The sequence below is a fragment of the Pantoea sp. XAF26B01_ASV70 genome (genome assembly GCF_054512635.1).
In genome coordinates, this window is sequence record NZ_CM137251.1 from 3134049 (window position 1) to 3149341 (window position 15293).

The window sequence follows — 15293 nt, forward strand, 5'->3', positions numbered from 1 at the left end:
TCATCTGGCTATTAAGCCGTTGTGAGTTCCGCATTGAGCTGAGCAATGAGTCGCGACGCGTGTTGCTTTGCTGCAGCAATTTGCTGCGTGATAATAGTTTCATTACGACTGGCATAGCTTATCCCGCAGGTATAAACCGGTTTCTGCATCTCCAGATTGCAGAGTCGGGCGGTGGTTTCAAACTGAATCAGATAATCCTCCAGCTGATGACCAAAGACACCATCTGCCGCGTATAACGCCTGCGGTGCGCCAGTGGTGAAAGAGAGGATCAGTTTTTTACCGCCGAGTCTGGCCGTTGATCCGTGCGCAAACCCATGAACAAATACGTCATCCAGCCATAACTTCATGAGGCCTGGCAGCGAATACCATGAGAAGGGAAATTGCCAGACGATAATATCTGCCTTCAGCAGTGCATCCTGTTCGGCGCTGACATTGATATTGTTGTCCGGATAAAGTGCATCCAGACGACGGATTTCAGCATCAGGCAGCGCAGAAGCGACTTCATTAAGAATGGTAGCATTACCGACCGAATGGCTCAGGTCAGGATGACCGGAAATAATTAATATATTTTTCATTTTCAGTTTTTAATCATCTATTTTTTAACAGATAGCCAGGCGTTGGCGATGCCATCACGCGCTGGGTACTTTTTGCCGTCCGGCACCGTTTAATCAAATCCCACCGATACGGCATCCGCCTTTCCTGCCGCCAGCGCTTCACGCGGCGTTTTTACTGCGCCGCCTGCCTGACACCTGTCGGATGACTGGTGACAACACACGGTAGCGGTTTGCGACTGATCATTGGGTGACGCCCTCTTGCTGAGGCTTATACTCTGCAGCGAACAGGCTTTCCCAGTTGGTGAATGCACCTAACGGGATGCAGTCAAAACTCAGCAGACCGGCTTTTGCCAGCGGAAAGTCAGCCAGCAGGCTTTGAGCCTGTTCCACCGAGTCGCATTCAAGGAAGATCGCGAAGCCGGGTCGATCCTGTCGGTAGTAAATATCGCGTAGCGCACCGGATTTATACAGACTCCAGGCATGGAAAGCTTCGGCAGCCAGATGAGGGTGATACTTTTCCAGCGTGGCATCGGGGGCGGGTTTATCCAGACACAAAATTCGCATAGCAATCTCCTGAGATTCACGGCCAGGGGGAACTGATAAGGAGTATATGCTCGCGATTTAGTGAAGATTAGGCCACTATTGACTCAAAGATATTTAGCCTGTGGCTAATAATAAGCAGCCCGATTGTGTCAGGATTATCCCGTGAACAACGCCATCTATAACCAGATACGCATCTTCCAGAGCATTGCCCGCGAAGGGAATATTTCATCGGCAGCGCGCAAACTGGAGATTACTCCCCCCTCTGTCAGTAAGGCGCTGAAGCTACTTGAAGCGCACATCGGTCATCCGCTATTTGTACGAACCACGCGCCGGATTGAGCTGACCGATGCCGGACAGCAGCTGCTGGAACAAACCTCGGCAGCGGTAGCCTCGCTGGAAAAATCGCTGGAAAGCATCCGTGACCAGAATCAGGAACCGTCGGGACTGGTCAGAATCACCCTTTCGCGCTTTGCTTATCTGCTGGTGCTGAAACCTGCGATGGCCGCTTTCTGCCAGCAATATCCCGGTATTCAGCTGGAAATTTCGGTATACGATGGCACCGTGAACATCATTGATGAACGCTTTGATTTGGGGATCCGGTTTGGCGACATTCTGGAAGGTGGCGTGGTGGCGCGACCGCTGATGAAGCCGTTTCGCGAAGGTTTGTATGCCTCTTCTGCCTATCTGGCAGCGTTCGGCATTCCAGAGTCTCCGTCTGACCTGCATCAGCACCGGCTTATCGGTTACCGGTTTATCACCAATAATCGTATTCTGCCGCTGATTCTGGATCATCATGGCGAACAGCTGACCGTTGAGATGCCGGGTCAGTTGATGAGTAATGATATTGAGGTGATGGCTGATGGCATTCGCAACGGGCTGGGTATCGGGCGACTGTTTGAACCGGTTCATAATTTACAGCCGGATAAAGAGGCATTTATTCCGGTGATGGAGCGTTACTGGAAAACTTATCCGCCAGTTTATCTCTATTATCCTAAAAGCGCGGGTAAAACGAAAAGAGTAAAAACGTTAATCGACTTTCTGCTTAAGCACACTGCGGGTTAAGCGCATGTTACTAATTGCGGACTTAATGTATGCGGCTAATGACAGATATTTATGACGAGATATCACCTGTGACTTTTCTTATATTCCGAACAATGAATGCTTTCAGTTAATTACATTTTTTTGAGATCGTTATCGTAAAACTCGCTGTTTATCAGATGATTAAAGTCACTGATTTACATCGATTTTCAGCTGGACTTTTCCTGCAATAGTTGATTATATGTACAGGTATTTAGCGCGATACAGAGGTGTTGGAGCACTCCTGTATCGCTAATCACAATCACTATTGAAAAGGAATAGAGATCATGACTGAGTCAGAGTGTAATGCAGTTGGTTTAAATTCAGAAGCCCCTTCCGTTTCCCAGCGCAAATTAACGGTGAGTTACGCCAGCCGGTATCCCAGTTACGCGCGTATTCCGTCGATTATCATGAAAGGCCAGTGGCTGGCTGCCGCCGGATTTACCACCGGCACCGAAGTAGAAGTAAAAGTCACGGCGGGCCGTATTGTGCTGACCGTGAAACCACCAGAGCCGGTCGATGAGCAGCTGGTTAACGCGTTAGCGCAGCTGAATAAGCTGCCCGCCAGGAAACAGAAGCAGGTTCTGGCTTTGTCGGGTGTGGTTGCGGGCCAGGTTTAATTTCTGCTGAAGGGATGCCGCTTCTGGCTGGGGAGCGGCAGACTTAAGTTGGGTGGTTTAACGAATGATGATGAGGTCTGTAGGTTAATAATCCATTATCAAAACATTTTTCCCGGAAAATATCCTGGATTTCATCCAGTATCAACACACCTTACAGTTAATATATATTTTCAGGTGAATATCAGCTTTTAGAAAAGTGTGTTTGAGGGATTAACCAGATTATTAACAGGGCGCACCTAAACTTATTAAAATAAATATTATGAAGAACCATCACCCTATAAAAAACAGAAGCCTATGATAAACTCCCAAACGTACTTACTGGGATTATAACTTTCAAACACCCCCCAGACCAAATAAATCTGCCTCACCGAAATTTCTAAAAACACCCTTCGATATGCAAGGCGTTTTGATCTTCTCGTCAATGAAACGGATTTAAACCCATTACGACTACCTATGGAAATGGAATATGCAAATGGCATAACTCGCGCCCCAAAACCTTATGATTCTGGCACCCTGCCATCCTGCATTTTTCTGAACCAAATCCACCATGTGCAAGTATGCAAAGATACTGTTTGGCCGCCTGAAGCTCGTTCTCTGAAGGTGGCCGCACTAATCCATTTAGCTTTAAGGCAAACTCTGGATACGGTGTCTGTTCCGGGGAACATTCGATGTACCATTCCTGACCGCATTCCATGCAGCGATACATGGATTGAGAGTAATCAAGCCGCGGTTCGAAATGTTCACTTTCCGGTGTTTCGAAATAGTAATTGTGAATAAAGCCCCCTGAGAACTCAAAGCCCCGCTCCAGGGATTCAATTTCAGCCACACAAGCTGGCAACTGTCTGCAATTACACATAGGCCTACCTTTCATTTAACCGCATAACTGGGGTTACTATTTTAAGCCGGGAACGCTAATACGGGCAAGGTTATTAGCGTCGATCTGAATGATACAGAGTGAAAAGAGCTTAAGAGGCAGATACGAAAAAATTCACGCTAAGTGTTCGCACACATTAGGACGAAGCGGTGTGGTTTTGCAGGTCGATTTTAAGGGGCTCTGCAAATCTGAACAGGGGTGTTCAACATTAACACCGACATCAGCATGAATGATTAAGTTATGTTTTAGCCATAATTTAAAAGTGGTTCGAAGAAGCAGATGTCTGGCTTATAAATGATGTGTACAGGGTGGCTGGTCCGGCTTCTGCAATCATCCTAAGTGGAAACGATGCATATATAAATCCACACTTACATAATGGATTGAGTCCAGGTTATGATCTGATTACAATAACTACTTCGGATCACATTAAGCGTTTAATTAAACAGAAAAACCAGCGCGAGATGAAGCAGCGTGGATATAACGATTAACCCTCATCAATCTCTTCAGATAAGGTTAAAAATGAAAATAATTTCAATCGCAGCGACCATTTTATTACTCACAGCCTGTGTACCTCATAATGACAGACAACACGCTGTGGGCATGGCTAACCCAGCCTCTGTGTATTGTGAAAAGATGGGCGGCAAGCTGGACATAGTTAAGGGCCCGGATGGTGAATCAGGTTACTGTACTCTGCCAGGCGGGGAGCGCATCGAGGAGTGGGCACTGTACAGAAGGGATAACCAGTAGACTCGCTGGTCGGAAGGGATATCAGGGCAGCTATCAAGGAGCCGTAAGAATGGGACGTGGCTTTATGAAAGGAGGATTACCAGCATACGGCCGCATTGATGTTCCTGATTTCACAAAGTGTGTAGTGCGATGAAAATACTGATATTTGTTATAATCTTCTCCGCAACCTGGTTTCTCATACCTGAAAGCATCATCAGATCCCTGGTAGAAGGCCACATTAGCGGTGATGGTGAAGGCGCTATGGATAGTTTCGAATTCACAATGATTGCGCTTAAGGCGGTGCTTTCTGCTCTGCTGGCCTTTATCGGTGTCTGGCTATATCGCAAAGCTAACCAACGATAACGAAGCGACATTCAAGACGCTGTTCATCGACGGTATCCACAAGTACCTCAAGGGGCTGAACCCGCGGTGGCCTATGGTGCCGGTTTGAGGGGAGCAGATCAGAACGGGATTGCACATCAGATGAGTGTGACTTTCAATAGATGCTAATAGACATCCGAATAAATTAACCTGGCTAAACGCCTTGATATTCAAGGTTCATCACTGCATGATTATGTGGCCGTAAATGACTCTGAACATAGTAAATATTAAAAAAATTCTTAATTTACCTCACAAACAGAAAATGTATAATACTTAATCATTTGACTGAAAGGGATTGATTTTGAATGAAAGGAATCGACAAAAAACTTATCATCTTCACTACAAAAAAAAGATTCAATGACAGAAATGCTGATGACATGCAAAGTGGCGACATGGATGCTGATATACTGAAAAAGCATTATCATCTCGGGCAAGTATCAACTTTCATCGACTGGACTACTTTTGGTCCCTCCTATCAGCATCCTGCTACTAATTCTATACAGCCAGTTAGTAGAGAAAAAGCCATTGCGTTGTTATATGATGAGCTACGCTCTCAGTCCTATGCCTTTTCTTTCCGAGGACCATACCAGGGCTTGATCATAAATCTTTTCAATCACATACAACGTAGTAATGGAAATGATTTTCAGCATCCGTTTATGGATAATGCCTACAGAAATCTCATTTTGAGTGACAACTCTATCGATAGCACATTATCCATAATTAAAAACACTATCGAGCAATTTGATTTTAATAAGTCACAATTGACGAAAGAACATTTTTCAAATGTGTTATCTAAAAGTCGTTTACCAAAATACACAAGATGGAAAGATTTCGTCAATGGCATGGGCATTACCGTCCATGACATAAACAGCACAGAAATTTCTATAGAAAGCCTGACCTTCCAGGGCAATAAATATACTGCGACTATCAAATACAGAGCACAAGACCATTTTGGCTTAGATAAAGAAGATATCTTAAAAGCTAAATTCAACTCAATTAGTTTCTTTAGAATATGGTTCGTTCTACAGAGGGCTAAGCATTTAGCTCAAAAGCCATTTTTCACAAATTTCGGAGCAACTATAACATTGACAGGAGAAACCAATGTTTAAATACAAAAGGATTGGAGCAGTTCTGATTTTGTTAATATCAGTATATTGCATATGGATTGCTGTAAGACCAGCAAAAATAGTCAGAGTTGATAATGGTGCAGTTTTTGTAGAACATTTACCGATGACTACAGAAGGAAAACTAAAATGGTGGTTAGAAAACAAAGATTCGCTTCAGAATAAATATCATATTATCAATACCCCAGATAACTTCACTGTTATCATCATGAACTTCGATGGTTATGAAAAGTTACCAACAGGAACCAGAGATGGTTCAATTGATGACTATACCTGCTTTGATGATACTAATGGCGGGCATAAGAAATGTGTATACAACAGCATAGCATTAGTTATAAGAGGGAGCCTTGATAGAAAAGCATTTATAAATATAGGCGATAAAACATATATACAGAGTTCTGATGGTAGGGTAACATTAAAATAAAAAAGATATTTTTTACTAAATCGCTTCAAAATTTAAATAGTCTGACCAGGTAAATCAGGCTATTTCAAAATATTTTTGACTAACTTCTTTTTAATAACCACATCATCTTCTTTAACAAGAACAGAATTTACTTTGCTTTTCTCTTCTTCAACCATTTTTGTTTGAATTATGCTTGCAATCTTATTAGTATCAACATCAGATGCTAAGACTGAAAAAACCACCAGTCAACACTATTGCATTCAACAATTTCGGTTAATTCAAAATATTCAACTATGCTCACGATTTTTAAGCAATCCTGAGAGGCGTAATACTTTCTAAACATAATATAAACAATATATTCAGCAGGATACATTCTATAGCTTTCAGTAATTTTATTTTTTTCTAATAAATCTACCAAATCATCATGCACTTTGTTAACAAACTCTTTTGCCTCAGTAAATGATATTTGTTCATCTTTCATTTTATCTTTACTCATAAAACCCTCCATTCTTATTTATAATTCCTTTAACGCAGATTTATTTTTATCAATATAATTCACATAAAACCTAATGGAGATTTTTGGAAGAACTAATTGTCAGAGTGAATTATGTCTTCACTAATCGCCGTGTAAGCAAGTCCCAGCACATGGGAAAAGACACTCTTAACAGGGCCATAGCGAAGCTTTGCGGTATTGAGCCTGGCAGGAAGAAGCAACCGCCCATGTTGAAGAAGCAACCGCCCAATGTTATGGGTGATATTGAATATTTTACTGTTCATGATCTGCTAAGAACGAGCCGGAGCTTACTATGCCACTACACCCGCTTCTCTTTACCCGCTATACGGTATTTGAGTCTCCAGCTTTTGGCTCCGTTTGGAAAGATTTCAAGATACATACCACCACCATCGGCAAGTTTGTATGACTTTTCTTTTGGCTTAGCAGAGTCAATTTGTCGGACTGTCAGCTTCATTTGGGGGCATCCAGTTGATTGAACCTGGCAATGCCCCCTACCCTGCCCCCAATCGAAACAAGAACGCAATAGGTGACCCTGGACCAAACTGGACCACAGAGAACTGTTATATTCTGATTTTAAAGGAAAAGGTAGACCAGAAAGGATGTTAACAGAAGAAAATATGGTACGCCCTACAGGATTCGAACCTGTGACCTACGGCTTAGAAGGCCGGTGCTCTATCCAACTGAGCTAAGGGCGCATGGAGATGGCACGGATTATACGTCGGGAAGCGGGTACGTCAACGTTTTTGCCGTTTCTCCGCAGCGAAGTGCTGCGGTAATGACCAATTGGCGTCAGTGACGCCTGCGCCATTCGCTGAGCGACACGAGTTTACTGTTGTCGGTAAATTCTCCTTCCAGCTCAATCCCTTGTGATGTGAAACGCGCATTGTATTGCTCACGAAGTGCATGCAGCGCCTGGATGTCCGGCTCCAGCTGGCGCAGAAAGCCCAGCGCGAGCAGCAGCTGCTGGCGGCTAATAAGCGGTGGAAAACCGGCTCGACTGAGAATCGCATGCCAGCGCTGGCTATTCTCCTCACTGCCGTCAACAATGAACACCTGCCAGATCAGCAGTACCGCTGCGCCATTATGCAGGTGCGTTTCATTATCCTTGCTGAGATAGTCGGTAAACTCTTTCGCCGCCTCTTTCCCCATCATAGAGATCATTGATTCCACCTGTACCGGTGGCAGCTGCAGCCGTTTGCTGAGCCGCTGAGCGGCATGGCGTGAGCCAGCGGTGAGCAGCTGAAATCCAGCGACAAACACCACCGCCAGAGTAGCAAGCATTATCCAAATCATTACATCGTCCCCGGATTGTCCTGCAGATATCATACGCATGCAGGCTGGCACTCGTCGCGACGAAAAAGCCGGAAAGCACATACGCGGCTGAAACTGTAACTGACAGCGCGCCGCGCTTCTGACAAAATACCCCCCTTCCCCGATTCAACACAACACAGTGGATTTCCTCTCTGATGGCAGCAAAAATTATTGACGGTAAAACGATTGCGCAGCAGGTGCGCGTTGAGGTTGCGGAAAAAGTGAAGCAGCGTCTGGCCGCCGGAAAACGCGCGCCGGGTCTGGCAGTGGTTCTGGTGGGTGAAAACCCGGCATCACAGATCTACGTGGCCAGCAAACGCCGCGCCTGTGAAGAAGTGGGTTTCCACTCCCGCTCTTACGATTTGCCTGCCACGACCCGCGAAGCTGAGCTGCTGGAGCTGATTGATGCGCTCAATCAGGACGACGAAATCGATGGCATCCTGGTGCAACTGCCACTGCCAGCCGGCATTGATAATGTCAAAGTGCTGGAGCGCATCACGCCTGATAAAGATGTCGATGGATTCCACCCTTATAACGTCGGTCGCCTCTGTCAGCGTGCGCCAACCCTGCGTCCCTGCACGCCACGCGGTATCGTGACGCTGCTGGAGCGCTACAACATTGACACCTACGGCCTGAATGCCGTGGTGGTTGGCGCATCCAACATTGTTGGTCGTCCGATGAGTATGGAACTGCTGCTGGCGGGCTGCACCACGACCGTCACTCATCGCTTTACCAAAGATCTGCGCCATCACGTTGAGCATGCCGATCTGCTGGTCGTTGCAGTGGGTAAGCCAGGGTTTATTCCGGGTGACTGGATCAAACCGGGCGCCATCGTCATCGACGTGGGCATTAACCGGCTGGAGAGCGGCAAAGTGGTGGGCGATGTTGATTTTGACAGTGCATCCGAGCGCGCCTCCTACATTACCCCGGTGCCGGGCGGTGTGGGTCCAATGACAGTAGCAACACTGATTCAAAACACGCTGCAGGCGTGCGAAGAGTTTCATGATAAAGAGGTGGTTTAAATGACAAGTTTTTCACTGGGTAAATTCCCGCACGTCGATCTGTGTGACCTGCTGAAACTGGAAGGCTGGGTTCAGAGCGGCGCACAGGCGAAAGTGGTGATTGCCGAGGGTGAAGTGAAGGTCAACGGTGCGGTAGAAACCCGCAAGCGCTGCAAAATCGTAGCCGGTCAGACCGTGGAATTCGCGGGTTTCCGCATTACTGTGGTCGAGTGATTTCCGGGCGTCCCTGCGGGGACGCTGTTACACCTGCTCATCCCCCTTTACGCATGTCTCCCCTTCCCGCTGTTCCAGTACAATATGATTCACCGCCGTATGCTGCGCTATCAACGTCGCGAGCCGGGGTGAATGGCTGGTGATCCAGAGCTGACTGAACTCGCTGGCTTCGGCGATTAAGCGCGCCAGCGCAGGCAACAGATCTTCATGCAGGCTGTTTTCCGGCTCATTCAGTGCCATAAAGGCGGGCGGACGCGGGCTGAGCAGTGCGACAACCAGACAGAGAAACCGCAGCGTGCCATCAGAAAACTCGGCGCTCTCCAGCGGACGCAGAATGCCCTGGCGCGACATCAGCATCTGGAAACGGCCATTCTGCACATCGACATCAAACTGGCTGTCGGGAAACGCCTGTTCCATCACCTCAGACAGGAGTTCGGAATGACCGCGCTCAACAATGGTCGCCCAGGCCGCCGCCAGATTGCTGCCATCATGGCTCAGCACCGGCGCACGCACGCCAATCTGCGGTGCCCGTATCGGTGAGCCAGGCCAGACCGCAAACTCATGGTAAAAGCGCCACTGCTGCAGACGTTCGCGCAACTGCGAAAGCTCCGGATAGCGATGCGGTTCGCCAAGCTGACCAAACAGCGACTCTTCGGGATGCAGCACCGCCGGATAGGCGACGCGCTCGCCCTCAACGTTGTGCAGAAAGGCAGTCTGATTTTCGCGCTGCATAATACAGGCGGAAGGACGGCGCTGCTGACCGCTCAGCCAGAGTCGCTCCTGCTTCACCAGCGGATCGAGATTAAACAGGCTAGTCACCAGCGGCTCGGGAAAGCCAATCTCCAGCTGGTAATCCATGTCATCCATCACCACGGCCAGCTCCAGGCGCTTTGGATCGTGTCGGCGATCGCCCCGGCGTAAGCCGCCCGCCCACATCGCTTTCTGAATACCGCCTTCTTCAGCCAGCGCCAGTGCCAGGCGACCGCTGGCCGCCTCATGCAGCAGCCGCACCGCTTTGTAGAGGTTGGATTTACCGCAGCCGTTGGGACCGCTCACCACATTCAGCTGCTGCAGCGACAGCGTCAGGTTACGTATCGAGCGGAAGCCGCGGATCTGAATCTGTTCAATCGCCATAATAAAAAAGGGCGATTGCTCGCCCTCTCCGGTTTATTTTCGACGCCAGCTGGAGCCCTGTGGCCCATCCTCGACGATGACACCCAGCGCGTTAAGCTTGTCGCGCGCGATGTCCGCTTCCGCCCAGGCTTTGGCGGCGCGCGCATCGGCACGGGCTTTCACCCAGTGCTCAATCTCGGCAACCTCTTCGTCATTGACCTGCGCGCCGCTTTGCAGGAACAACTCAGGGTCCTGCTGCAGAATGCCCAGCACGTTGGCCATCTCGCGCAGCTTCGACGCCAGCCCGTGCGCTGAAGCGCCATCTTCACTTTTCAGGCGGTTCACTTCTCGCGCCATGTCGAACAGCACCGAATAGGCTTCCGGAGTGTTGAAATCATCATCCATCGCGCTGCGGAACCGCGCTTCAAACGCTTCGCCGCCGTGGGCAGGCACGCTGCTGTCGGTGTGACGCAGTGCCGTATAGAGACGCTCCAGCGCCGCACGCGCCTGATTCAGGTTATCTTCGCCGTAGTTAAGCTGGCTGCGATAGTGACCGGACATCAGGAAGTAACGCACCGTCTCCGCATCATAATGTTGCAGCACGTCACGCACGGTGAAGAAGTTACCGAGCGATTTGGACATCTTCTCTCGATCAACCATCACCATGCCGGAGTGCATCCAGTAGTTGACGTAAGGACCGTCATGGGCGCAGCTCGACTGGGCGATTTCGTTTTCATGGTGCGGGAACATCAGGTCTGAACCGCCGCCGTGGATATCGAAATGGGTGCCCAGCTGTTTGCAGTTCATTGCCGAGCACTCGATGTGCCAGCCAGGACGACCGTTGCCCCACGGCGATGACCAGGCTGGCTCATCCGCTTTGGACATTTTCCACAGCACGAAGTCCATCGGGTTGCGCTTCACGTCGGCGACTTCAACACGCGCGCCCGCCTGCAACTGCTCCAGATCCTGACGCGACAGTGCGCCGTAATCGGTGTCGCTGAGGACATCAAACATCACGTCGCCGTTCTCCGCCACATAAGCGTGACCGCGAGCGATCAGCGTCTCCACCAGCTCGATAATCTCAGCGATGTGACGGGTAGCGCGCGGCTCCTCATCGGGCGGCAGAATCCCCAGCGCGGCGAAGTCGTTGTGCATCTCGCCAATCATGCGGTTGGTCAGGGTTTCGATGCTCTCGCCGTTTTCGTTGGCGCGCCTGATGATTTTGTCATCAATGTCGGTGATGTTACGTACATAATTAAGCTGATAACCGAGGTAACGCAGGTAGCGCGCCACTACGTCAAACGCCACGAACGTCCGCCCATGACCAATGTGACAGAGGTCATACACCGTGATGCCGCAAACATACATCCCGATTTTACCGGCATGAATGGGTTTGAATTCCTCTTTCTGTCGACTCAGGGTGTTATAAATCTTAAGCATTGAACGGTTCCGTTTTCGCGTGTGGTTGGCACTTTTAAGTATCCAGACATTGTGCCGTATTTTTATCGCTCGCGCGACGCAAAGCAAGCCAACTGCGCCGCGCTGCTGACGTGTCATTGGAAATTATGATATAAGAACGGTCGACAAAAAGGGGGACGCCCATCGACAGAGCGACCTCAGCAACTGATGACAACCTTTACAGGACGACAAAAATGGTAACTTTCCAGACGAACCATGGCGATATCGTAATCAAAACTTTCGATGATAAAGCGCCGGCAACCGTAAAGAACTTCCTGGATTACTGCCGTGAAGGTTTTTACGACAACACCATTTTCCACCGCGTAATCAACGGCTTTATGATTCAGGGCGGCGGCTTCGAGCCGGGCATGAAGCAGAAAGAAACTAAAGACGAAATTCAGAACGAAGCCAGCAATGGCCTGAAAAACACCAAAGGTACGCTGGCAATGGCACGTACCTCTGCGCCGCACTCTGCGACCGCACAGTTTTTCATCAACGTAGCTGACAACGACTTCCTGAACTTCCGTGACGAAAGCGTTCAGGGCTGGGGCTACTGCGTATTCGCTGAAGTGGTTGAAGGTATGGATGTGGTCGAGAAGATCAAAGCGGTCTCTACCGGCCGCAGCGGCATGCACCAGGATGTGCCAAAAGACGACGTCGTTATCCAGAAAGTGACCGTCAGCGAGTAATGTCGCGCACGCTGTTTATCGCAGATCTCCATCTGTGTCAGGAAGAACCGGCGATTACCGCCGGTTTTCTGCATTTTTTACAGCGCGAAGCGCCCCACTGCGACGCGCTCTATATTCTCGGCGATCTGTTTGAAGCCTGGATTGGCGACGATGATCCCAATCCGCTGCATCAGCAGGTTGCCCGCGCCCTGCGCGCCCTGCCGGTTCCGGTTTACTTTATCCATGGCAATCGCGACTTCCTGATTGGCCGACGCTTTGCGCAGGCCTGCGGCATGACGCTGCTGCCGGAAGAGCAGGTGCTGACGCTCTACGGCCATCGGTTGCTGATCATGCATGGCGATACGCTCTGTACCGACGATGCGGGTTACCTGCGTTTTCGGGCCAAAGTGCATAATCCCTGGATCCAGCGGCTGTTTCTCGCGTTGCCGTTATGGATACGTAAACGCATTGCCGCCCGGATGCGCGCCGACAGTAAACAGGCCAATCAGCATAAATCCCAGACCATCATGGATGTGAATCAGGAAGCGGTCGTCGCCACTATGCTGCGCCAGCAGGTGCCACTGTTAATCCACGGTCACACTCATCGCCCGGCGATTCATACGCTGAGCCTGCAGGGTGAACCGGCGCAACGCGCGGTGCTGGGTGCCTGGCATAGCCGGGGTTCCATGATCCAGCTCGACGCCAGTGGCATTCAGCTTATCCATTTCGACTTTTAATCTGCGGTTAAATCCACGACCTTAAGCCCGACGCAACCGTTTTCCTTGCGTGCTTCTCATGCTATTCTCGGTGCCCTTCAAAACCTGTCCGCCCGGCCAGGTCTGTTTGTTCATTCACAGGAGTTGACCCCATGTCATCCAACGCCCCGGCCCGCATCGCCATTGTTATGGGTTCCAGAAGTGACTGGGCCACCATGCAGTTCGCCGCTGAAATCCTCTCCAGCCTGGACGTCCCTTTTGATGTTGAAGTGGTCTCTGCGCACCGCACCCCGGATAAACTGTTCAGCTTCGCCGAAACGGCAGCCGACAAGGGTCTTCAGGTGATTATTGCTGGCGCAGGTGGCGCGGCACATCTGCCGGGTATGCTGGCGGCAAAAACGCTGGTGCCGGTGCTGGGTGTGCCGGTGCAGAGCGCAGCACTGAGCGGCGTCGATAGCCTCTATTCGATTGTGCAGATGCCGCGCGGTATTCCGGTCGGTACGCTGGCAATTGGCAAGGCGGGCGCAGCCAATGCCGCGCTGCTGGCGGCGCAGATTCTGGCGCTGCATGACAGTGCGCTGGCGTTACGCCTGACCACCTGGCGTCAGAGCCAGACCGATGAGGTGCTGAACCATCCCGATCCGCGGGTGGATGCATGAAGCCGGTTTGCGTACTGGGCAACGGCCAGTTAGGTCGTATGCTGCGTCAGGCGGGTGAACCCCTGGGCATCGCAGTGTATCCGGTGGGCTTAGACGCCGATCCCACCGCGCTCCCTATCGCCGACAGCGTGATCACCGCCGAAATCGAACGCTGGCCGGAGACGGCGCTGACGCGTGAACTGGCCAGCCATCCAGCCTTTGTTAACCGCGATATCTTTCCGCGTCTGGCGGATCGTCTGACGCAGAAACAGCTGCTGGATCAGCTGGGACTGGCCACCGCGCCGTGGCAGTTCCTGGCAGATAAAAGCGAATGGCCAGCGGTGTTCGACTCGCTGGGCGAGTTAGCGATTGTGAAAAGCCGCACCGGCGGTTACGACGGCCGGGGTCAGTGGCGTCTGCGTGCTGATGAGACTCACACCCTGCCGGAGGCGTGCTACGGCGAATGCATCGTTGAGCAGGGCATCAACTTTTCCGGTGAAGTCTCACTGGTAGGGGCGCGCGGTCACGATGGCCAGGTGGTGTTCTATCCGCTGACGCATAACCTGCATCAGGATGGCATTCTGCGCACCAGCGTTGCGCTGCCGCAGGCGGATCAGGCACAGCAGCAGCAGGCCGAAGCGATGCTGAGTGCGATCATGCAGGAACTGAATTACGTCGGCGTAATGGCGATGGAGTGTTTCATTACGCCAGAGGGATTGCTGATCAATGAGCTGGCGCCGCGCGTCCATAACAGTGGGCACTGGACGCAGAACGGTGCGTCGATCAGCCAGTTTGAGCTGCATCTGCGCGCCATTCTTGGCCTGGCATTACCGCAGCCGGTGGTGTTTGCGCCGTCGGCGATGGTCAATCTGATTGGCACCGACGTGAATCTGAGCTGGCTGCAGCAGCCGCTGGTGCATCTGCACTGGTATGACAAAGAGGTGCGTCCGGGTCGTAAAGTGGGCCATCTGAATCTGACCGACAGCGATACAGAACGGCTCAGGGCTGCCCTTAATGCGCTGGTGCCGCAGCTACCGGAAGCGTACGCCAGCGGCATCGCCTGGGCGGTTGAAAAACTGTAGTTTCCCGCACCTGAGTCTGATGATGGCTTTACCAGGCAGCTTAGAGCGATTGAGCAGTCGCCTTTAAGTCAGAGGGAGACGCCGGTAACGGGAAACGATCGCAAAGACGCAAAAACGGCATCCCTGCCAGCTCGGCACGCGCCATCCCTGGCGCGTGACGCTTTGCTCTTCGTTTCCCGTTACCCGCTTGCTGGTGATGGGTGCGATCTGGATGAAGGTCAAAGGCGGGCTTAGTGCAGCCTTATGCCTACACTCC

Annotated in this window: 18 protein-coding genes, 1 tRNA gene and 2 pseudogenes; 13 read left to right on the forward strand and 8 right to left on the reverse strand. The window is 50.6% G+C overall.

Features of this window, described 5'->3' with window-relative positions; all coding sequences use genetic code 11:
- Positions 1-11: 11 nt before the first annotated feature.
- Positions 12-575, reverse strand: a complete 564-nt coding sequence (locus ACX8ZY_RS14805; RefSeq protein WP_010259033.1) for an NAD(P)H-dependent oxidoreductase — start codon at positions 573-575, stop codon at positions 12-14.
- A 219-nt stretch (positions 576-794) separates the two neighbouring features.
- A complete protein-coding gene (locus ACX8ZY_RS14810) occupies positions 795-1118 on the reverse strand; it encodes a YciI family protein (protein ID WP_421665058.1) in 324 nt (107 codons plus the stop codon).
- Between the two features lie 141 nt (positions 1119-1259).
- Between ACX8ZY_RS14810 and ACX8ZY_RS14815 the strand changes: the two genes are divergently transcribed.
- The 7 genes and pseudogenes from ACX8ZY_RS14815 to ACX8ZY_RS14845 all read left to right on the forward strand — a co-directional run bounded on the left by ACX8ZY_RS14815 (position 1260) and on the right by ACX8ZY_RS14845 (position 6323).
- Complete coding sequence (locus tag ACX8ZY_RS14815; RefSeq protein WP_010259037.1) at positions 1260-2159, forward strand: LysR family transcriptional regulator; 900 nt, start codon at positions 1260-1262, stop codon at positions 2157-2159.
- 302 nt (positions 2160-2461) lie between these two features.
- Entirely contained in the window at positions 2462-2794 is a 333-nt protein-coding gene (locus ACX8ZY_RS14820; protein WP_010671248.1) for a SymE family type I addiction module toxin, read from the forward strand.
- A gap of 1393 nt (positions 2795-4187) precedes the next feature.
- The gene (locus tag ACX8ZY_RS14825) at positions 4188-4415 is read left to right on the forward strand and encodes a putative hemolysin (protein WP_158132184.1); all 228 of its coding nucleotides are present in this window, start codon (positions 4188-4190) and stop codon (positions 4413-4415) included.
- A gap of 129 nt (positions 4416-4544) precedes the next feature.
- Entirely contained in the window at positions 4545-4757 is a 213-nt protein-coding gene (locus tag ACX8ZY_RS14830) for a hypothetical protein (RefSeq protein ID WP_158131932.1), read from the forward strand.
- Positions 4732-4845 (forward strand): annotated as a pseudogene (locus tag ACX8ZY_RS14835) (LexA family protein); the annotation flags it as partial. The gene ACX8ZY_RS14830 and the pseudogene ACX8ZY_RS14835, both read left to right, overlap by 26 nt.
- Before the next feature lie 235 nt (positions 4846-5080).
- Positions 5081-5884: a DUF3289 family protein gene (locus ACX8ZY_RS14840; RefSeq protein ID WP_459260207.1), complete on the forward strand. Its 804-nt coding sequence runs from the start codon at positions 5081-5083 to the stop codon at positions 5882-5884.
- Entirely contained in the window at positions 5877-6323 is a 447-nt protein-coding gene (locus ACX8ZY_RS14845) for a DUF943 family protein (protein ID WP_010259042.1), read from the forward strand. The genes ACX8ZY_RS14840 and ACX8ZY_RS14845 overlap by 8 nt, the downstream gene beginning before the upstream one ends.
- A gap of 202 nt (positions 6324-6525) precedes the next feature.
- On the opposite strand, the gene ACX8ZY_RS14850 is transcribed toward ACX8ZY_RS14845, so the two are convergent.
- The 4 genes and pseudogenes from ACX8ZY_RS14850 to ACX8ZY_RS14865 form a co-directional block, all read right to left on the reverse strand.
- Positions 6526-6798: a hypothetical protein gene (locus ACX8ZY_RS14850; RefSeq protein WP_158131933.1), complete on the reverse strand. Its 273-nt coding sequence runs from the start codon at positions 6796-6798 to the stop codon at positions 6526-6528.
- A gap of 319 nt (positions 6799-7117) precedes the next feature.
- A pseudogene (locus tag ACX8ZY_RS14855) lies at positions 7118-7270 on the reverse strand (Arm DNA-binding domain-containing protein); the annotation flags it as partial.
- 164 nt (positions 7271-7434) lie between these two features.
- Positions 7435-7511 (reverse strand) — tRNA-Arg (locus tag ACX8ZY_RS14860).
- 94 nt (positions 7512-7605) lie between these two features.
- A complete protein-coding gene (locus ACX8ZY_RS14865; protein ID WP_029519430.1) occupies positions 7606-8109 on the reverse strand; it encodes a DUF1198 family protein in 504 nt (167 codons plus the stop codon).
- Between the two features lie 173 nt (positions 8110-8282).
- Between ACX8ZY_RS14865 and folD the strand changes: the two genes are divergently transcribed.
- Positions 8283-9149 (forward strand): bifunctional methylenetetrahydrofolate dehydrogenase/methenyltetrahydrofolate cyclohydrolase FolD, encoded by an 867-nt coding sequence (gene folD, locus ACX8ZY_RS14870; protein WP_010671240.1) that lies wholly within the window; start codon positions 8283-8285, stop codon positions 9147-9149.
- Positions 9150-9362, forward strand: a complete 213-nt coding sequence (gene ybcJ, locus ACX8ZY_RS14875) for a ribosome-associated protein YbcJ (RefSeq protein WP_003849455.1) — start codon at positions 9150-9152, stop codon at positions 9360-9362. It abuts the gene before it with no gap.
- 27 nt (positions 9363-9389) lie between these two features.
- On the opposite strand, the gene ACX8ZY_RS14880 is transcribed toward ybcJ, so the two are convergent.
- Together ACX8ZY_RS14880 and cysS are read right to left on the reverse strand one after the other, a co-directional pair.
- The gene (locus ACX8ZY_RS14880) at positions 9390-10496 is read right to left on the reverse strand and encodes an AAA family ATPase (RefSeq protein ID WP_158131934.1); all 1107 of its coding nucleotides are present in this window, start codon (positions 10494-10496) and stop codon (positions 9390-9392) included.
- Between the two features lie 33 nt (positions 10497-10529).
- Positions 10530-11915, reverse strand: a complete 1386-nt coding sequence (cysS, locus tag ACX8ZY_RS14885; RefSeq protein ID WP_039388349.1) for a cysteine--tRNA ligase — start codon at positions 11913-11915, stop codon at positions 10530-10532.
- Between the two features lie 212 nt (positions 11916-12127).
- On the opposite strand from cysS, the gene ppiB reads away from it, so the two are divergent.
- The 4 genes from ppiB to purK all read left to right on the forward strand — a co-directional run bounded on the left by ppiB (position 12128) and on the right by purK (position 15037).
- Positions 12128-12622, forward strand: coding sequence for a peptidylprolyl isomerase B (gene ppiB / locus ACX8ZY_RS14890; protein ID WP_033756818.1), 495 nt, complete (start codon positions 12128-12130; stop codon positions 12620-12622).
- Positions 12622-13338, forward strand: a complete 717-nt coding sequence (gene lpxH / locus ACX8ZY_RS14895) for a UDP-2,3-diacylglucosamine diphosphatase (RefSeq protein ID WP_031592136.1) — start codon at positions 12622-12624, stop codon at positions 13336-13338. The genes ppiB and lpxH overlap by 1 nt, the downstream gene beginning before the upstream one ends.
- 131 nt (positions 13339-13469) lie before the next feature.
- Positions 13470-13976 carry a 5-(carboxyamino)imidazole ribonucleotide mutase gene (gene purE / locus ACX8ZY_RS14900; RefSeq protein ID WP_010259054.1) on the forward strand — a complete coding sequence of 169 codons (507 nt, stop codon included), beginning with the start codon at positions 13470-13472 and terminating at the stop codon, positions 13974-13976.
- Positions 13973-15037 (forward strand): 5-(carboxyamino)imidazole ribonucleotide synthase, encoded by a 1065-nt coding sequence (purK, locus tag ACX8ZY_RS14905; RefSeq protein ID WP_421665059.1) that lies wholly within the window; start codon positions 13973-13975, stop codon positions 15035-15037. The genes purE and purK overlap by 4 nt, the downstream gene beginning before the upstream one ends.
- The last annotated feature ends 256 nt before the right edge of the window (positions 15038-15293 follow it).